Source organism: Shewanella sp. FJAT-52076, from assembly GCF_019457455.1.
Taxonomy (GTDB): Bacteria; Pseudomonadota; Gammaproteobacteria; order Enterobacterales; family Shewanellaceae; genus Shewanella; species Shewanella zhangzhouensis.
On record NZ_CP080415.1, the window covers coordinates 1,625,935 to 1,645,529 of the forward strand.

Here is a 19,595-nt window from a genome sequence, read left to right on the forward strand (position 1 = left end):
CATAAAGCCACCCTTGGGCGGCTTTTTTATGCATCATTTGGGATGTAAGGTGAAGCCTTATTGCCCGGCAGCTTTCTCGAGTGCTGCTATGTCACCGTTTTTAATATCCAGCAGATGGGCGCTGATTTTCTTAACCGGCCAGTGCCACCAGGCGATGGCTTCAAGCCGGGCGATGTCCAGATCATCAAAGCGCATCTTTACTATTTTGGCCGGATTGCCACCCACAATGGCGTAGGCGGGCACGTCTGATGTCACCACAGAGCGGCTTGCGATAATGGCGCCGTTGCCCACTTTTACTCCGGGCATAATCAGGGCGTCGTAACCTATCCAGACATCGTTGCCTATTTGGGTATCGCCTTTAAAGGGCAATTCCCCGGGCTCAGGCGCTGCCTGCTCCCAGCCGTTGCCGAAAATGAAAAACGGGTAGGTACTCACCCCGGCCATGGGGTGATTGGCGCCATTCATAATGAACTTGACCCCACGGGCGATGGCGCAGAATTTACCGATAATGAGTTTGTCGCCAATAAAGGGGAAGTGATACAGCACATTGCGCTCAAAATTGGCACTGTCCTCGGGGTCGTCGTAATAGCTGTAATCTCCCACCTGAATATTGGGATTGCTGATGGTGTTTTTGATAAAGCACACCTGAGGGAAGCCTTCCATGGGAAACGGGTTATCGGGGCTGGGGCCATGGCCCGGTGTTACCGCGGTTTGCGGCTCGGAAGAAGTTGTTGTCATAAACAGTCCTTGTGCTAAGTGCCTTGTGCTACGTGGCTTGTGCTAAGTGCCTTGTGCTCGCCTTGGTTAACCCAGCGGCAAATAAAGGATGTGCTGGGGCCCGGCGCTGCCGCCCAAATATTGGCTTTCGCTGTCGATAAAGCCGTTTTTAAGATAGAGATCCCGCGCCGGGATATTTTTAAGATTGACGGTTAATACCAGGCGGTGGAACTGCGGATAGCGCGTCTGAATAAACTGTGGCAGTGCCTGCATCACGCCTCTGGCAAGGCCTTTACCCTGATGGCGCACATCAATCAGAAATGCCCTGAAACCTAAATCGGTGGCCTCGGCGAAGTCATGCTCCAGGCTGTATGCCTTATCCAGCAGAAAAAAGCCCACCAGGTTTTCGCTGTGATTGGCCTCGGCGCTATCCGTATCGGCAGTGTCAGTTTGATGCCACACCAACACAGGCACTATGGCGCCGCCAGCGGTGGCGAGAATTTCCTCCATGGTACCCACAAAGCGTAATTGCTCAGGGGCGACTTCCAACGCTTCGGCGAGCGTACGATTGGATTCAGTCATCTTTTCCAGCCGGATCATTCGCTTCTCCTTATCTACGCGCCGCTTTTTATTTATCCCCGACTATATTGGCGGCATCTGGCGTGGGGCCGCAAGTCGGTTGATAATTCACGCAGGGGTGTTATAGTACCGCGCTTTATCAGAGGGTAGGCTTAAGCTTCGCCCTTGGGATTTTCGCCGCAGGCGTCTGCCTCGGCCTACAGACAAACGGAAACCAGCCCGTGATCACAACCGCCAATATCACCATGCAGTTCGGCGCCAAGCCACTGTTTGAAAACATCTCCGTCAAGTTCGGTGACGGCAACCGCTACGGCCTTATCGGTGCCAATGGTTGCGGTAAATCCACCTTTATGAAGATCCTCGCCGGTGAGCTTGAGCCATCCGGCGGTAACGTTCATCTGGATCCCAACGAGCGCCTCGGTAAGCTGAATCAGGATCAGTTTGCCTATGAAGAGTTCAGCGTAATCGATACCGTTATCATGGGCCACAAAGAACTGTGGGCCGTGAAGCAGGAACGTGACCGCATCTATTCTTTGCCTGAAATGAGCGAAGAAGACGGCATCAAGGTGGCTGAGCTTGAGATGGAGTTCGCCGAAATGGATGGTTACACCGCCGAAAGCCGCGCCGGTGAACTGCTGTTGGGCGTGGGTATTCCGCTTGAGCAACACTTTGGCCCCATGAGCGAAGTAGCCCCAGGCTGGAAACTGCGTGTGCTGCTGGCCCAGGCACTGTTTTCCAATCCTGACGTGCTGCTGCTCGACGAACCAACCAACAACCTGGACATCGACACCATCCGTTGGTTGCAGGACATGTTGAACCAGCGTAACAGCACCATGATTATCATTTCCCACGACCGTTACTTCCTGAACTCTGTGTGCACCCACATGGCGGATCTGGACTACGGTGAGCTGCGTGTGTATCCGGGCAACTACGATGAATACATGATGGCCGCAAGCCAGGCCCGCGAGCGCCTCCTGGCGGACAACGCCAAGAAGAAGGCTCAGATTGCCGAGCTGCAAACCTTCGTGGCGCGCTTCTCTGCCAACGCATCCAAGGCCAAACAGGCCACCTCACGTGCCCGCCAGATTGACAAGATCAAGCTGGACGAAGTGAAGGCTTCCAGCCGTGTGAACCCTTACATCCGTTTCGAGCAGGAAAAGAAACTGTTCCGTAACGCGCTGGTGGTAGAGAACCTGAGCAAGGGCTTCGATGGCAAGCCGCTGTTCCAGAACTTCAATATGATTGCCGAAGTGGGTGAGCGTATCGCCATCCTCGGTGAGAACGGTGCCGGTAAAACCACTCTGGTGCGCACCCTCATCCATGAATTGCCACAGGATGAAGGCACTATCCACTGGTCTGAAAATGCCTCTATCGGTTACTACGCTCAGGATCACGCCAGTGATTTTGAAAACGATCTGACCGTATTCGACTGGATGAGCCAGTGGAAGAAAGAAGGCGACGATGAGCAGGCCGTACGCGGTATTCTGGGCCGAATGCTGTTTGGCGCCGACGATATCAGAAAATCGGTTAAGGTACTGTCGGGTGGTGAGCAGGGTCGCATGCTGTTTGGCAAGATGATCATGCAAAAGCCCAATATCCTGGTGATGGACGAACCCACCAACCACCTGGACATGGAATCCATCGAGTCGCTTAACAACGCACTGGAAATGTACGAAGGCACCCTGTTCTTCGTGTCCCACGACCGCGCCTTTGTAAGCTCCCTGGCCAACCGCATCATCGAAATCACCGCCAATGGCGTGACCGACTTCAAGGGCACTTACGACGAGTTCCTGCGCAGTAAAGGCATCGAAAACTAACAGACGCTTCAGCGCTAAAAGCCGGCACTTTGCCGGCTTTTTTGTGCCTTAAGCAAAGTTGCCTGCGTAAAAGTTGCTTGTTTCTTTAACATTTTTGGCCTTAACTGGAACCCTGTGTGCAAGCGCGGCAGGGCACCGGAAATGTACTGTTATCCCCATCTACAAGGAGAAAGCTGATGGCCAAAAACCCCATTGCCTGGTTTGAAATCTACGTGAACAACATGGACAGGGCCAAGGCCTTTTATGAGGCGGTGCTGGATATCAAGCTCGAAGCGCTGCAGGTGCCGGAAGAGCCGGGCTTCTCCATGTGGTCCTTTCCTGCGGATATGGAAAACTACGGCGCCAGTGGTGCCCTGGTGCACATGCCGGGGTTCGAAGCGGGCGGTAACAGTACCCTTGTGTACTTTGCCTGTGACGACTGCGCGCTGGAAGAGTCTCGCGTTGCTGCCGCCGGTGGCACAGTGCAGCGGGAAAAGATGTCCATAGGTCAGTATGGCTATATCTCGCTGGCCATAGACACCGAAGGCAATATGCTTGGCCTGCACTCCATGAAATAAGGCGTGCGTTCCAGACAGGGACAGGTCTGGCTCACTTCACTGAGGCTGCGAATGGCGCCAGCCATGTGTATTTAAGGCCGATAGTGGGTTTATATGCCCCATTCGGCCTTGCATAAATGCTCCACAAACCAGGCTAGCGCCTTGCCCTGATGCCCCTTATGCCAGGCCAGAAAAACCGGCTGGCTTGGCCGCGGCAGGGCGCAGGCTTTTTCAACCAGTGCGCCGCTGGCTATTAGCGGCGCCGCCAGATGGCGCGGAATAAAGCCAGTGCCCAATCCGCGGCATTGCAACTCAATTTTTGCTTCCATGGACGCGACTCTCAGGGTCTGGCGACTGCTGAATAGGCCGCTGCTTCGGGCGGGTAACAGCTGCGAGCTGTCAGACACCACCACCGAAGGGAAGGGCATAAGCTGTTCAAGCTGCAATACACCCTCAGCCGCTGCCAGTGGGTGAAAGGGGGCGAGGGCAAACACAAACTCGAGCTGACCAATACAATGGGTTTCAAAGAGTCCCCGGGGCAGGTCACCGTTGGCACCAATCACCAAATCGGCGCGGCGGCTGTGCAGCGCGTCCCAGCCGCCACCCAGTGACTCTTCCGCCAGGCTGATGTCCACTGGCACCGACAGGGCCAGAAACGCCGTGAGCGCATCCAGCAGCGGCCCCGGCGGCATGGCCGTGTCTCTTGCTATGCGCAGCTCTCGCTCCCAGCCTGACTCCAAAGCGGCCACCGCATCGGCCAGGCGCTGGGTAGACTGCAAAATTTCCCGCCCTTGCTCAAGCACCAGTCTGCCGGCGGCCGTTAATCTGGCCCTTTGTTTTGACCTGTCGAATAAAGGCGTGCCAAATTCCTGTTCCAGCTTTTGAATTGTGTAAGTGAGGGCCGATGGCACCTTATGGAGCGATTCGGCAGCTGCTGCAAAACTTCCTTTTTTATCAATTGCATCCAGTGCTCTCAGTCCGTCCAAATCCAGTGAGTTCGCCATGATTTTATACTGTTCAATAATTTTGAATAATTATATCGAAACATTCCGATTTTTTCTGTGCCTTTATCGCCATAAACTAAAATTCAATCAAGGCTGAGCGAAAGCTTGAGACCAATAACAGCGATTTGAAACATGAGGCACAGACTATGAACCGCACAATCAAAAAACTTGTACAAACCCAGGACAGCATTGCCCCGCTGGCGCTGCGTGTACCCGCCGGCATAATCTTTATGGCCCACGGCGCCCAGAAGCTCTTTGGCTGGTTTGGTGGTTATGGTATCGAAGGGACCGGACAGTGGATGGCATCCATTGGACTGGAGCCAGGCTGGCTGATGGCGGCCATGGCGGGCGGCGCCGAATTTTTCGGTGGTCTGGCTATTCTGCTTGGCCTGCTGACACGTCCAGCCGCGCTGGTGCTGGCCGTGACCATGGTGGTGGCTATCGTCACTGTACACCTGGGTAATGGTCTTTTTATGGCCAACAATGGTTACGAATTTGGCCTGGCGCTGCTGGCCATGAGCGTCTCCCTGGTGTTGTCCGGTTCGGGCCGCTTCGGTATCGACAGAGTGCTGCAACAAAGAGGCTGAGGAGTGGGCATGATAACGCTTCGTCCGGCCAATGAACGGGGTCATGCCAGCCACGGCTGGCTCGACAGCTTTCACAGCTTCTCGTTCGCCGAATATTACGATCCCAACCATATGGAATTCTCCGCACTGCGGGTTATCAACGACGATACCGTGGCACCGGGCGCTGGGTTTGCACCCCACGGCCACCGGGATATGGAGATTTTAAGCTACGTGCTGTCAGGGAGCATCCGTCATCAGGACAGCGAGGGCAACATTGCCACCCTGCCGGCGGGCGAGTTTCAGCTGATGTCGGCGGGTAAGGGCATACGTCACAGCGAGTACAACGGCTCCCGGACTGAGGCGCTGAGGTTTTTGCAGATTTGGATTATTCCGGCGACCCTTGGCGGTGAGCCGGGCTATCAGCAAAAGCACTTTGGCAGTCGTGAGGGACTCACCCTGATTGCCAGCCCGGATGGGCGCGACGGGAGTTTTACTGTGCGCCAGGATGCCCGTGTCTATCAGCTGCTGTTGGCACCGGGGCAATCCATCGTCCTGCCGCTGAGCGCCGCCCGTAAAGGGTATCTGCATCTGGTTGAGGGGGCTTTATCTCTGGAAGCTATGGAGATGTCCCCCGGCGATGGCGCCAAACTGGAAGGGGGCGACAGTCCCAAGGTCACCAACCCCGGAAAAGAGCCGGTGAGAGCCTTGCTGTTTGAGTTACCCTGAAATACCCCCGGTCAGTCCTTGAGTCTGGCCGGGGTGTCGTTTATGTTCTTTCTGGGGGCTGTGTTACTTCGTCATAAATACAAAATGGTTTGCCAGGCTCCTTCAGACCCGTCTTTGCCCAATCCTCAATAACCCCAGGGTGTGAGAGTTCATCAGGGAGCTGTGAACCTATGTCATCTGTTCTGCTGCTGTTTGCCCATCCATCGCAACATAAATCGGAAGTGTGCATGCCCATGTACCGGGTTGCCCAGTCGGTGCCTGGAGTGACCTGCGTGGATCTCTATGCCGATTACCCCACCTTTAACATCGACATCGCCACAGAGCAGCAGCGCCTCAGTGCCCATCAACGAATTATCTGGCTTTTTCCGCTTTATTGGTATTCCACGCCTGCCATCCTCAAGGAATGGCAGGATCTGGTGCTTGAGTATGGTTTTGCCTATGGGCAGGGCGGTACTGCACTGCACGGGAAATCCCTGCTTTGCGCCCTGAGCGCGGGTGGCAGCGAAAGTTCATATTGCGCAGAGGGTTACAATCATTTTGGTCTGAGGCAACTGTTGTCACCCATCGAGCAAACCGCCTCCCTTATTGGCATGGACTACCTGCCACCCTTTGCGCTTTTCGGTGCCCGTTCGGCGGTGGAGGAGGGACGGCTTGAACCCCATCTCAAACGCTGGCAAGAGGTGTTGGAAGCACTGGTGGCAGGTGAAATACCGGATACCGGCTGTAGGGACGGAGCACCGAAAAAGAGGGAGACCTTGTCATGACCGGGATTTTTCTGCAGGCCTTTGTTTACCTGCTTGCCGCTGTGCTCGCGGTGCCCCTTGCCAAGCGTTTGGGACTCGGCTCGGTGCTTGGCTATCTGGTCGCTGGCGTTGCCATCGGGCCTTTGTTGGGACTGGTTGGCCAGGAAACGCAAAGTATTCAGCACTTTGCCGAATTCGGTGTGGTGCTGATGCTGTTTCTGGTGGGGTTGGAGCTCGATGCCAAACAGCTGTGGCAGATGCGCCAGCGACTCCTGGGGCTGGGCGGTTTGCAGGTGCTGCTGACCACAGGCGCGGTGGCGGGCCTGGCGCTGATATTGAACCAGCCATGGCAGATAGCGCTCGCCCTCGGGATGATCTTTGCCATGTCATCCACCGCCATAGTGCTGCAATCCTTCAACGAGAAGGGCCTGGCCAAAACCGAAGGTGGTCGCGGTGGCTTCTCGGTGCTCTTGTTTCAGGATATTGCTGTGATCCCGATTCTGGCGATATTGCCGCTGTTGGCCCTTGGCGCCCCCCAGGTCGACGCCAGCCATGAGGATATGTCGCTGGTGGCCGGCCTGCCCGGCTGGGCAAATGCGCTGGTGGTGCTTGGCGCCATTGCCGCCGTGGTGTTTGGTGGGCGCTTTTTAACAAGGCTACTCTTTGGCTATGTGGCGCGTTCGGGTCTTCGGGAAGTGTTTACTGCGGCGGCGCTGATGATGGTGATTGGCATCGCCGCGCTCATGAGTCTGGTGGGCCTGTCGCCCGCACTGGGGACCTTTTTGGCCGGTGTAGTGCTGGCCAGCAGTGAATTCAGACATGAACTCGAGTCCACCATCGAGCCCTTTAAGGGCTTATTGTTGGGGCTCTTTTTTATCACTGTGGGCGCGGGCATCGACTTTGAGATGTTGCTGTCTCAGTTTGCGCTGGTGCTGGGGCTGGCACTCGGCGTGATGGTGATAAAGGCGCTGGTGCTTCTGCTGCTGGCAAAAACTTTCCGTCTGTCCGGCTCTGACAAGTGGCTGTTTGCACTGTCGCTGGCACAGGCCGGGGAGTTTGGCTTTGTGCTGCTCGGCTACAGCCAGCAACAGGGTATCTTTGGCAGCGAGCTTGGCGGGCTTCTCTCTATGGTGGTGGCGCTCAGCATGTTTTTAACCCCAGGGCTCTTTATCCTGTATGAGCGGGTTATCCTGCCGAGGGTGACCCGCAGTACCAATGAACGTGAAGCCGATACCATAGACGAGCAGGGGCCGGTGATCATTGCCGGCATCGGCCGCTTTGGGCAGATAGTTAACCGCCTGCTCAGGGCCAACGGGGTGAAAACCGTGGTACTCGACCGGGAATACGCCCAGGTGGAACGACTGCGTGAAATCGAGATGAAGAGCTTTTTCGGGGATGTGAGTAACCCCGAGCTTTTACACACTGCGGGCATTGAATCGGCCAAGATGCTGGTGGTGGCCATCGATGATGTGGAAGGGGCCACAGCGCTTGTGCGCCACGTGCGCCAACACTATCCGCAGGTGGCTATTCTGGCCCGGGCCTTTGACAGGGGGCACTTCTATGCACTGACTGAAGCCGGGGCCGACTGGGTGGTGAGTGAAAGCTTCTACTCGGCGCTTAACATGGGGGGAGAGGCGCTGATACGTCTTGGTATACATCCCTTTGCCGCCGAGCAGCGTAAAACGGCTATGGTGGAGCGGGAAAAAGCCCATGCAAGCGAACTCTATGAGGCCTGGCTCGAGGTGCGGGATAATCTCGACCGACGCGAGCGCTATTTGAAGCTCTTTATCAAGCTGGAGGCGGCGCTCAAGGAAGACATGGGCAAGGATAGGATGGATGGCCACAGCCGCAGTTTGAGCGGCTGGACACCGCCGCCCAAGGGCTATGACAAGGAGCTGGCCTCACAGGAGGAGAGCATGCGCCCTCAAGCAGTAAAGGAGTGATCTGGGTTGGGCTTTTGATGAGCAGGCCTTAACACAAAAATGCCGGACTCAATCCGGCTTTTTGCATTCTTGCAGGAGGCGCGCAAAAAACTCGCTGCCCTTGCGACGGGCAAAGGCGATATTGCGCTCGGGGATGCTTTCGGGTTCGTTGTAGCTCGCCAGCGCCGCCGCCATGCCTTCTTCGCGGATGATATGCAGCGTGGGATAGGGCGCGCGGTTGGTGAAATTGGCCGGGTCATCCTGAGGTTCGCCGTCAAAACAATAGTCAGGATGAAAGCTTGCCAGCTGATAAGTGCCCTCATAGCCTTCTTCAACCAGTAAGTCTTCGGCGATACCGAGTAGGTCCAGATAGAGGTAAAAGCCCTCAAAGCCCCTTGGCAGGATAAAGAGGCTGGTTTCCACCTCGGGGTGTGTATCGAGAAACTGACACTCATCCAGCAAGGCTTGCAGCACCAATTCCATGCGGGTTTCGTTGCACACCTGATAGCGGATACTGTTTCGCTCCACTTCGCGGCGGGCGAAAGGGCAAATATTGTATTTCATGATCACCTTGGTGACCCAGGCGCGGGTCTCATCGGTGATGGACTGAATTTCCTGCTGTTCGGACATCTCGGGTGGCCTCTTGGTGGCTCGGTTTTGCTCGTTGGTCGCACATGGTAGAAACCCTGTTGCCAACACGCAATAAAAAAGCAGCCCGGAGGCTGCTTTTTTCATCTGGCTTCGACCAGGATCAGAAGGTCCACTTCATGCCAAGATTAATCGTGGTACCCAGCCCCTTGGTGTTATAACCGGGGAAGGTAAAGGCCTGAGAACGCGCCGAGTAGTAGTCTTCGTTCAGCAGGTTCTCTACCCCAAGGGTAAAGAGCAGCTGGTCTATACGATAATGACCGGCCAGATTCAGCAGCGAATAGCTGTCTACGGGGCCCTGGCTGCCGGTGTACTGACCATTGACCGGCTCGAAGCGTTTGCGGTCGCCCACATGCAGCCAGGTCAGTGACACACTGCTGTTGTCTGTGGTGGCCCAGTCAAGATAGGCGGCAAACTTGGGCGGGGTGATGGCCTGGCCATCCAGATAAATATCCTGATCGGTATCCTTGCCTTCCATCCAGCTGTAATTCGCGCCGAGGGTAAGCTCATCATTCACGTCATAGCTGGCCGCAAGCTCTACCCCTTTGATTTCCTGGGGCGCACGCACAGGTTCATAAATACCGCTGGCGGGGTTCAGTACGGTACGGGTACCAAGCTCTGACTTACTCAGAAAAACCGCTGCAGAGTAGCTGAAGGCCTCCCAATGGCCGTCGAAACCGGCTTCGTAATTATCAATGAGTGCCGCCTGTGACTGAATTTTTGCCAGGTCGTCCACCGTGGCGGTACGCAGCAGCAAGCCCAGATCCGATACGTCCGCGCCCTGTGAAAAACTGATAAAAGGACTGAAGATGGATGAACCCTTATACCTCAGGCCGATATTGTAGGTGTTGGCATCAAACTCAAGTTCACCGCCTTTTACCGCAACGGGTGTAGAGCACTGTGTTGCTGTGCGGCAAAGGCGCAGGGTCTGGTAGTCGTCCACTTCGATGGCCATCTGATCCCGGCGCACACCGGCCTTGAGAACCCAGTCTTCGGCAAACAGCCATTTGGCCTGCAGATAGAAGGCGAGATTCTGCATGTCCATTTCGGGCACCCACATACGACCATCCACCAAGGGCTGGCTTGATATATCCTGCAGGTAATCAATGCCATAGATTAAATCCAACTCGGTATCGCCCAGAGTGAAATCCGAGTTGAAGTTGGCCCGAAGACCACGTTTTTCAGAGCGAATAATGGACTGACCACCATCAAACCCCTGTTCTGGATTGGCGAGTGTCAGGCTGTAAAAGAACACGTTTTCGATTTTCTGACCGTAGGCATCGATGGCAAATCGGGTATTGTCGAACAGCGCCAGGTCTTCGTACTTCACCATCAGGTTGTGGTTTCCATCGACACCCTGTGGCTCCCCGAGGATAAGGGTGTCGGGTCCGGCTTCGATGGCGTAGGTTTTCTCACCGGTGTTGACGCTGCCGGTGACATCCACCATGCGGGCATCCTGGGCGGAGCTGAAGTAGTTGTAAGTCAATTGCAGCGATTTTTCATCGTCGAAATTGAAATGGAATTTGGTAAAGAGGTTGTCCGTGGTGGTTTCTGACAGTCCGTATACCAGGCCAGGAACATCGCCTTCGGCATCCCGCTGCAGTCCATAATCATCACGGCTGGCGCTGATGAGGTAGCCCAGCTCTCCCACGCTGCCATTGAGTGCACCTTCAACCCGGCTGCCAACACTGTCTTCAAATTTCACGGCACTGAAACGGGTGGAAACGCCCAAAGTGCCGCCAATAGCGCCATCGGCCCCCGGCTTTTTGGTGATGTAATTGATAATGCCACCGGCCGCGCCGTTGCCATAAATGGAGGTGGCACCCTTGATGACCTCCACCCGCTCTATAGCGTTCATGTCGATGGAGCGAATGTCCAGCGAGCCGTTTCGCAGGGGAGTGGATTGAGGCACACCGTCAATCAAAATCAAAGCTTTACGGCCGCGGAGGGTTTGACCTGCGTTGCTGGAGGTGCCAGTGGCGGGCGACATGCCCGGCACCCGGGTTGCCAGCATATTCTGCAGTTCAGAGCTGATGCTCATTTCGGTGGCCAGGGTCTTGCTGTCAATCAGGGTGACAGAGGAAGGCACCTCATCGAGGCGCTCCGGCACCCGGCTGCCGGTCACTATCATGCGTTCAATTGCGATAGTGTCAGGGGACAAGGCTTCTGTCACCTCGGCAAAGGCGGGTGCAGCAGTGAGGGCCATCAAGGGAGAGAGCGCAATGGCAATAGGGGATAGCTTCATTTTCATTCCTTGGTGATACTTTATTTTTTGGGAATGATAATTACTATCAATAACAAATTCAGATTATTTACATATGTTGTAATTTTGTTGCGCCATGGCGGCGAGAATGGCGCCGGTAAAGTAAACTTTTGCAGACTGGTAATCCCCGGAGGGGAATATAAGCTTTTGTAGGCAACCTCTGGGGCACCGGCGCTTAGGCTTATGTCATCATCAGGCTGTCTTGATTGGTTATTTCAGGAGGAAATAGGTCATGAACTTTAAAGCTTCATCAATACTGGCTGGTACCCTGGCGATTTCTGCTGCGCTATTTGCCAATGCTGTGCTGGCCGATGACTGGTTTAAAATTGCCGATAAGGTGGTGGACTATAAGTCGGAAACAGACGAGGTCACCCCGAAATTTGACAAGAAAAACGTTACCCATATCAGGCTGGTTTGCACTCAGGGAACGGTTAATTTGCATAAAATAGTGCTGCACATGAGTGATGGTTCCGATAAAGAGGTGGATAACCTCGGCGTGCTCACCGATGGCATGTCCAGCCGGGTGATCAGTGTGCCCAAGGGGGACGCCACGCTGAAAAAAATCTCCCTTAAATACGACTCTGTGGGCAGCAAGGAAATGGCACTGCTTGGACTGACGAAAAAAGCCCATGTGGATGTGATGGGCAAGGATGACGACAAAGATAAATCGGAATAAACCAAAGCCCAATTGTGGATGCTGCGTTTACGTTTGTAATATCGCCTTGCGGCTCTCAGCCCATCACCTGGTGGGCTGAGGCTTTAAACTAACGTGTGTTTGAGTGCATCGTCTGGGGCACAAGTACACCTATCCATTCTCACGCCCCGGTTGCGGTTGGATTGCATACAGTTTTTCAGAACACCCTGTTCGGTCTCGTTATAAAAATATGTAGTTGTTGATATTTTTACATTTTTTCATGTTTCTTTACCCCGCTACTCAGGACGCTTTTGCTGTTTCGCAAATAGAGCGTTTCTGCCTGTACTGTGCTGGATTTCACTGCATGCCGCTGCCCCCGCTATTTTTCCTGAGTCCCTCCAGGCGGCCCTTGCCGATGCTTTTCTTCTGAAACCAATTAAAAATCCGGTTGATCTTTACATTATCTTTACTTATTTTATACAAATGTAAGCGCTTACATTTGGTTTCAAATGGAAACATCGGCAGTAGTTAGCGCTGGCATGGCTAAATTTATCCATAAAAACAGTGGGTTGGGCTGCAATGATGATGAAGAATTCTGGAACGAGCAAGTACCTTGCCTTTGGACTGCTTGCGGCGGCGCTGCAGGGGTGCGGGGGAGACACCAATACCGGCACCGATTTGGGCTCGGTCAACCTTGAAGGTCCGGCAACCGGTTGGGAACTGGTATGGAGCGACGAGTTTGACGGCAGCAGCATAGACGCGGCCAAATGGGCGCATGAAGTGGATTGTGCCGGAGGCGGCAATCAGGAGTCTCAATGCTATACCGCAGATGAGGCTAACTCCTTCGTTGCCGATGGCATGTTGAACATAGTGGCACTGAAGGCGCCCGAAGGTGCTGACAAGCCTTATACCTCTGCAAGACTGACAACCAAAGGCAAGGCGGATTTCACCTTTGGCCGCATTGAAATGCGGGCGAAATTGCCGTCGGGGCAGGGCAGCTGGCCCGCCTTCTGGATGCTGCCTACGGACAATGTTTACGGCATCTGGCCCAGAAGCGGCGAAATCGATATTGTGGAAGCGGTGAATCTTAAAGCCGCCACTGCTGAGGGCACTCCTGAAGCCTATGTCCACGGCACCCTTCACTACGGTCGTGAGTGGCCCAAGAACGAGCAATCCGGCAAAGCCTATCTGCTGCCCAATGGCGTCAATCCAGCCGATGATTTTCATACCTATGCCATTGAGTGGCAGCAGGGGGAAATCCGCTGGTACGTGGACGACTATCTTTATGCCACCCAGCGGCGCTCTGAACTGAGGTACAACTCCAAGGGGCAGGCGGTTGGTCTGGCTCACAAAGGCTGGTTTACGGAATATTACGATCAGTCCAGCGGCGACCTGCAGCTCAGCTGGACCGATGCGCCATTTGATGAAAAATTCCATCTCATCGTTAACTTCGCCGTGGGTGGCAACTGGCCAGCCTCGGTAAACGAAACCGGTATCGACGATACCGCCTTTAACGAGAACAACAGATATCAAATTGACTTTGTCAGGGTTTATGAGTGTTCTGCCAACCCTGATACCGGCAAGGGCTGTGAGACTGTGCGTCCGGGCTATGACAAGCCAGAGGATGCGCTGGTGGAAGGCAAGGCACCTGTGCCTGTACCGCCTTCTGATGGCACGCCAAAAGATCTGCTGATTTTTGACAGCACCCCCAACCCCAACTGGGCTGCATGGGATTGCTGCGGTGGCTCTACTCCAGGCCTGGTGGACGATGCCGACAAGGGTGCCGTATATCGCTTTGTGGTAGGTGACAGCCCCACAGTCAACGGCTTTATCAGCCGCGCGGCCTTCATTACCGATCCGGCCGGTGTGCCCAGTCCTTTTGATGCCGCGCCCATTGAGGCAAGCGGCGTATTAAGCTTTGCCATGAAGGTGGTGAGTGCCCCGTCAAATGCCGACTCGACCTGGATGATGAAGGTTGAAAGCAACGAAGGTGCGACCGCCGTTGAACTGCCGCTTACCGCAAGCAGTGAAGGTATGGCACCGGCAGTGGGCCAGTGGCAAACCTTCAGTTTCCCGCTGTCTGAACTTGCAGCCAAGGGCCTGGATTTGTCTGCCATTGATGTGGTGATGGTGTTCCCTGCGTGGGGCACCGGCAGCGGCGCTGAGTATCTGTTGGATGAAGTGAAGATTGCCCGTCCCGACACCAGCCTGCCGTCACTGACCATCTTTACCGACAACGAGAACCCCGATTGGCCCATGTGGGACTGCTGTGGTGGCTCGACCCCGCAGGTGGTATCCGATGATGCAGAGCACGGCATAGTGTCCGAGTTCACCATTGGTGCCAGCCCTACCGTGATGGGGTATATCAATCGCACCGAGCTGGGTGGCGGTGGCAATCCCTTCGATGCCTCATCCCTGTATGACAATGGCGTAGTGCAATTTGATCTTAAGGTCGTCACCGCGCCCAATACCGCCGATGCGCCCTGGCTGTTCAAGGTTGAATCCAACAATGCGGCCTCTGCGGTGGAGCTGCCGTTAACCAGCAGCGTTGAAGGCATGGCGCCATCTGCACAGTGGCAAACCTTCAGCTTCCGCCTGTCGACTCTGGCCGATGCGGGATTGGATTTAAGCGCCATCGATGTGTTGATGGTATTCCCCGCCTGGGGACAGGGTGAAGGCGCTGTCTATCGCATTGATAACGTTAAAATCCATCAACCCGGCTCCGGCGGCGCCATGAACGCCCTGAGTCTGTTTGCCGACACTGTGGCCGATGCTTGGTCAATCTGGGATTGCTGCGGCGGCTCAACCCCCACAGTTGAGGCCGATGATGCAGCCCATGGTGCCGTCGCTGAGTATGTAATTGGCGCGCAGCCGACTGTGGTGGGCTTCTTCGCCGATGACGGTGTCTATTACGATGCGTCCGCTGCTGTGGAGACAGGTGTGGTGCGCTTTGAGATGAAGCTGGTTTCGGCACCGAATGACCCAGGCTCGGTGTGGAAATTCAAGATTGAATCCGGTGATGCCAATACCGCTGCTGAGCTGAACCTGACCGACAGTGTCGAAGGCACTGCACCTGTTGTAGGCCAGTGGCAGACCTACACTTTCCCGCTTAAGACCCTGGCCGATATGGGGCTGGATGCCAGTGCCATTGATGTGGTGATGGTGTTCCCTGCGTGGGGGACCGGTGAGGGGGCGGTGTTCCGTTTGGATAACGCACTGATAGGCACGCCCTGATACACCTAACCCTTTGGCATGAATGGGAATGGCCCGCCGGAGCTTGTGATTTGTCCGGTGTGGCCGTAGCGAAAGAATAAGAGGCAATTATGTTAGATAAGGCATTTAAGCGTAACCGGTTGTCTGCCACGCTGGCAGCTATCCTCGGCGTTGGCGCCATCCCGCTGGCATGGGCTGCTGATGACGCGACCCCCGCAGCCGATGGCGTTGTGGCGGCCCAGAACGGATCGGAAGAAACCATCGAAGTGATTGAAATTCGTGGGATCCGGGGCAGTTTGTACCGCTCCATGGACTTAAAGCGCGGCGCCAACGGCGTTGTGGATGCGATTTCAGCCGAGGAGCTCGGTAAATTTCCCGATACCAACCTTGCAGAATCCTTACAGCGGATCACCGGGGTGACCGTCAGCCGTGCCAACGGTGAAGGCAGCCAGATCACGGTGCGGGGTTTTGGTCCCGAGTTCAACCTCATCACACTCAATGGCAGGCAGATGCCGGGCACGGGTTATACCCGTTCCTATAATCTGGAGAACCTCTCCTCTGAGGGGGTGAAGACCCTTGAGGTGGTTAAAACCGCCAGGGCCGATGTGCCCACCGGTGGACTCGGCGGAACGGTTAACATCGTTACCCACAAGCCGCTGGATAACCCCGGCCAGGCATTTACCTTCTCTGGCAAGGGTATTTACGATGAATCCAATGTGCACGGTGATGATGTAACACCAGAGCTGGCGGCCATTTACAGTAACACGCTGTTTGATGACCGTTTTGGCGTACTGGTATCTGTTTCTCATCAGGAGCGGGACTTCCAGCAGCAAACTGCCAACAGTCAGGGCTGGATTGCCCAGACTGACAATGGCCGCTTGCCAACACTGGCTGGCGATAAAGGCATAGACGGGCGCGAAACCGATGCCGATGGCAATCCGATTGCCCGCTTTCGCGATGCCGAAGGCAATGCGGTGGCCCCGTTTTTCTTCCCCCGTGATATGAACTTCAGTATCAATGATGTGGAACGTGAACGCACCAACGGCATGGTTACCCTGCAGTTTGTGGCAACGGATAATTTGATACTGACTGCCGACTATGTGGCGACCCGGGCGCTGACCGCCTCCAACGGTTTTGGTTGGGGGATCTGGAACTCCTCTACGGATGGTTCTCCGGTGATTGGCTATGAACTCGATGCCAACGGCACAGCGCTTTATTCCGACATCCGTGGTGGTGATGGCTCCTTTACCGCCAATCGCAATACCACAGAGGTGAATGCCGAGTCCGTTGGCCTGAATATCGATTGGAGCCCCAACGAAGCCTGGCGCTTTACCCTGGACTATCACAACTCCTCCAACGAAATCGATAATGGTGCCGATAAAGGCCTGGGCAGTGACGGGCAGGTGATCCTGGGTTCAGATAAGCTGATTTCCAAGGTTTACGACTATCGTACCGGTGAGGTGCCCCATTTTCTGATCAACTGGAACAATGGCACCCATGTGCTGGATGCCGGCGATATTGACTCCAACTTCAGTCAGTTCATCCACTCACCGGGTGAGAGTGAGATTGAGCAGGTGCAATTCAACACCAACTGGTACCCCGAGTTCAGCGAGCATCTGGTGAAGGTGGACTTTGGCGCGGCTTACACCAAGCAGACCATGTCGGGCACCAGTGCCTGGAGCGGCCTGCGTGGCGGCCCCGGATTTAATCCGTCCTATGCGGAAATTTTCCCCGATGCCATGTTTGTGTTGCAGGATGCCTCCGGCTTGCTTGATGCCCTTGGCGGTGGCGGCAGTGCACTCATGCCCGATTACTACTACACCTACAATTTCGATGAGGCCGTCGCCCGCCAGCTGGCCTTTATCACCCCCGAGATAGCCGGTGACAACTATTACTCCATCGATCCTTACTTTGATGGCATCGACAGCGCCACCCTGGTGGAAGAAAAGACTCTGGCGCTTTATCTCACCACCCAATGGGGTTTTGACATTGGCAATGTGCCGGTGAATGTGAATCTGGGGCTCAGATACGAGCAAACCGATGCCTCGAGCACCGTGAAACAGCGGGTGGAGAGTCAGGTGGTGTGGGCAAGTCCCACCGAGTGGATCATGCAGTATGCTCCCGGTGGCGATGATAACTACTTCACCCAGGGCGGTGATTACGATGTCTGGCTGCCGATGCTGGATATCAGCGCCGAGCCGCTGGAAGATATCGTCGTGCGGTTCTCCGCCGGTAAAACCATCGCAAGGCCTTTGCTTGGTGACATGGTGGCCGGCAGAAACCTGAGCGGCAGCCCCAAGATTGGTGCCCGCCGTGGCAGCCTTGGTAACCCCGGGCTGTTGCCGCTGGAATCGGTCAATCTGGATTTGTCATTTGAGTACTACTATGGCGATGCGAGCTACGCCTCGGTTGGCTTGTTTAAAAAGTACGCCGATAACTATGTGTCTCAAAAAACCACTCAGCTGACCATCGAAGGGTTACACGACGTCTATAACAGCCCCCGTTATCAGGAGGCTATCAGCCAGCTTGAAGCGGCAGGTACGCCGGTCAGCGAAAACAGCATCTTTGCCCAGATGATTGCCAATGGACATGGCAATGCCGATGGCCAGATAGTGCCCCTTGCCAGCGACCCGCTGATTGTATGGGATATCACCAGTCCCTTTAACAGTGACAGCAAGACAGTCCAGGGGATAGAGCTGGCGCTGCAGCATGTGTTTGGCGAAACCGGCTTTGGTGTGGGTGTTAACGGTACCTTCGTCGAAGGGGATGTGACCTACGATCCCTATAGCCTGGCACCGCAAAATCCGCTCAGTGGTATCGGTGATTCGGCTAACTTCCAGGCCTTTTATGAGAAGGATGGCCTGTCGGTGAAGTTGACCTACGCCTGGCGAGACAGCTACCTGATTGGTGTGGGTCAGTCCCAGGGCTCTGCCGATGCCCCCCCACAGTTTGCCAAGACCTTTGGCCAGCTCGATGCCAGCATCAACTACGATGTGAACGAGCATCTGACGGTGTTTTTTGAGGGCATTAACCTCAATAACGAAACCGAAGAAGGGTATGGCCGTTTCGAGGAGCAGTTCCTGTTTGCCCGGCAGTACGGCAGCCGTTACTCCCTCGGCGCCCGGGTGCGCTTCTAAGGTTATTCCTGTAAAACAGGCATAGATGAAAAACGCCGGGCATTGCCCGGCGTTTTTATGTGGCTGGTGGAATGTGAGTCAGGCTCCGCACTCATCACTCATCACTCATCACTCACCACTCACCACTCACCTCTCAGCATTCAAAACTGATTTCGTAGCCCGTGTATTTGCGAATATTGATAACACCGGTATCAAAAATCAGGTACTGGCCCTTGATGCCGGTCAGCACCGCATCGATAAGCGGTTCTTTGTCCAGGTTGAATGACTTCACCTTGGTGGGGAACGCTGACACCGGGAACGCAATGGGCTGTGGTTGGCTCACCAGTTCCTGCACCGCATCCTCGCCATATTGATTGCGAACCTCTGCAATCACAGGCGCCACTTCACCGAGTAAACGCGCGGCTTCGGCGGCCAAATCCATATTGGCATTGTTACCCTTGAGCATGGCCTGCCAGTGGGTTTTATCGGCCACGAGCTTGGCGATCTCCACTTCAATCAGCCCCGATATTTTTCGGGAAGCCACTTTGAGAATAGGCAGACCCTGTGTTGCGCCCTGATCTATCCAGCGGGTAGGAATTTGAGTATGACGGGTAATGCCCACCTTAAGCCCGGATGTGTTCGACAGGTACACAAAGTGGGGCACAAAGCAGTGGCTGTCGCCCCACTCAGGCTCGCGGCAGGTACCCTGGTCGTAATGGCAGGTTTCGGGTTTCAGGATGCACATGTCGCAGCTGGCGAGTTTTTGCATGCACACATAGCAGTGGCCTTCGGAGTAGCTTTTCTTGGTCTTCTTGCCGCAATTACAGCAATAGATATTGCCCGAGAAGATGAGCTTCACTGGCTTTCCAATCAGCGGATTCAGTGGGATTTCGTGCTCACCTATGGGCAGGCGATAACTGGCCAGGCCCTGCTCATCGAGCCCGGTGCGCATTTTTCTTAATGTTCCTTGCATAACACTCTCAATTGCGTTGGAGCCGTCCGCCGTGGCGCTGGCTCTTTTTGAATTTGCCCAGAGTGTACCAGTCTTGGCCTGGAAGATAAAAAAAGCCGCGGCAGATGCCGCGGCAAAGACCTCACCCTTGGGCCGCTA

15 protein-coding genes are annotated in these 19,595 nt (G+C 55.0%); 9 read left to right on the plus strand and 6 right to left on the minus strand.

Translation table 11 applies throughout. The features are described from left to right. Positions 1-57 precede the first annotated feature (57 nt). On the minus strand, positions 58-738 hold the full coding sequence (locus K0H79_RS07065; protein ID WP_220077782.1) for a Vat family streptogramin A O-acetyltransferase: 681 nt from the start codon (positions 736-738) through the stop codon (positions 58-60). A 66-nt stretch (positions 739-804) separates the two neighbouring features. Next, positions 805-1,317 (minus strand): GNAT family N-acetyltransferase, encoded by a 513-nt coding sequence (locus K0H79_RS07070; protein WP_220077783.1) that lies wholly within the window; start codon positions 1,315-1,317, stop codon positions 805-807. A gap of 200 nt (positions 1,318-1,517) precedes the next feature. On the opposite strand from K0H79_RS07070, the gene K0H79_RS07075 reads away from it, so the two are divergent. After that, positions 1,518-3,113, plus strand: coding sequence for an ABC-F family ATPase (locus tag K0H79_RS07075; RefSeq protein ID WP_220077784.1), 1,596 nt, complete (start codon positions 1,518-1,520; stop codon positions 3,111-3,113). A 176-nt stretch (positions 3,114-3,289) separates the two neighbouring features. Continuing rightward, positions 3,290-3,670, plus strand: a complete 381-nt coding sequence (locus K0H79_RS07080) for a VOC family protein (RefSeq protein ID WP_220067388.1) — start codon at positions 3,290-3,292, stop codon at positions 3,668-3,670. 89 nt (positions 3,671-3,759) lie between these two features. On the opposite strand, the gene K0H79_RS07085 is transcribed toward K0H79_RS07080, so the two are convergent. Beyond that, positions 3,760-4,653 (minus strand): LysR family transcriptional regulator, encoded by an 894-nt coding sequence (locus K0H79_RS07085; protein WP_220077785.1) that lies wholly within the window; start codon positions 4,651-4,653, stop codon positions 3,760-3,762. Between the two features lie 146 nt (positions 4,654-4,799). Here K0H79_RS07085 and K0H79_RS07090 point away from each other — a divergent pair, with 146 nt between their 5' ends. From K0H79_RS07090 to K0H79_RS07105, 4 genes are all read left to right on the plus strand, one after another. After that, positions 4,800-5,240 (plus strand): DoxX family protein, encoded by a 441-nt coding sequence (locus K0H79_RS07090; RefSeq protein WP_220077786.1) that lies wholly within the window; start codon positions 4,800-4,802, stop codon positions 5,238-5,240. 9 nt (positions 5,241-5,249) lie between these two features. Then, complete coding sequence (locus K0H79_RS07095; protein WP_220077787.1) at positions 5,250-5,945, plus strand: pirin family protein; 696 nt, start codon at positions 5,250-5,252, stop codon at positions 5,943-5,945. 170 nt (positions 5,946-6,115) lie between these two features. Beyond that, entirely contained in the window at positions 6,116-6,709 is a 594-nt protein-coding gene (locus tag K0H79_RS07100; RefSeq protein WP_220077788.1) for an NAD(P)H-dependent oxidoreductase, read from the plus strand. Next, positions 6,706-8,631, plus strand: a complete 1,926-nt coding sequence (locus K0H79_RS07105) for a monovalent cation:proton antiporter-2 (CPA2) family protein (protein ID WP_220077789.1) — start codon at positions 6,706-6,708, stop codon at positions 8,629-8,631. The genes K0H79_RS07100 and K0H79_RS07105 overlap by 4 nt, the downstream gene beginning before the upstream one ends. A 48-nt stretch (positions 8,632-8,679) precedes the next feature. Here the strand turns inward: K0H79_RS07105 and K0H79_RS07110 are convergent, their stop codons facing one another. Both K0H79_RS07110 and K0H79_RS07115 read right to left on the minus strand, forming a co-directional pair. Further along, positions 8,680-9,240, minus strand: a complete 561-nt coding sequence (locus K0H79_RS07110; RefSeq protein ID WP_220077790.1) for a DUF1415 domain-containing protein — start codon at positions 9,238-9,240, stop codon at positions 8,680-8,682. 121 nt (positions 9,241-9,361) lie between these two features. Then, complete coding sequence (locus tag K0H79_RS07115; RefSeq protein ID WP_220077791.1) at positions 9,362-11,503, minus strand: TonB-dependent receptor; 2,142 nt, start codon at positions 11,501-11,503, stop codon at positions 9,362-9,364. A 250-nt stretch (positions 11,504-11,753) separates the two neighbouring features. Between K0H79_RS07115 and K0H79_RS07120 the strand changes: the two genes are divergently transcribed. The 3 genes from K0H79_RS07120 to K0H79_RS07130 all read left to right on the plus strand — a co-directional run bounded on the left by K0H79_RS07120 (position 11,754) and on the right by K0H79_RS07130 (position 18,505). Beyond that, a complete protein-coding gene (locus K0H79_RS07120) occupies positions 11,754-12,197 on the plus strand; it encodes a hypothetical protein (RefSeq protein ID WP_220077792.1) in 444 nt (147 codons plus the stop codon). Positions 12,198-12,737: 540 nt separating this feature from the next. Further along, complete coding sequence (locus K0H79_RS07125; protein WP_408733372.1) at positions 12,738-15,389, plus strand: family 16 glycosylhydrolase; 2,652 nt, start codon at positions 12,738-12,740, stop codon at positions 15,387-15,389. Between the two features lie 89 nt (positions 15,390-15,478). Next, on the plus strand, positions 15,479-18,505 hold the full coding sequence (locus K0H79_RS07130) for a TonB-dependent receptor (RefSeq protein ID WP_220077794.1): 3,027 nt from the start codon (positions 15,479-15,481) through the stop codon (positions 18,503-18,505). A 133-nt stretch (positions 18,506-18,638) separates the two neighbouring features. Here the strand turns inward: K0H79_RS07130 and K0H79_RS07135 are convergent, their stop codons facing one another. Continuing rightward, positions 18,639-19,457, minus strand: coding sequence for a DUF2797 domain-containing protein (locus K0H79_RS07135; protein ID WP_220077795.1), 819 nt, complete (start codon positions 19,455-19,457; stop codon positions 18,639-18,641). Positions 19,458-19,595 lie beyond the last annotated feature (138 nt).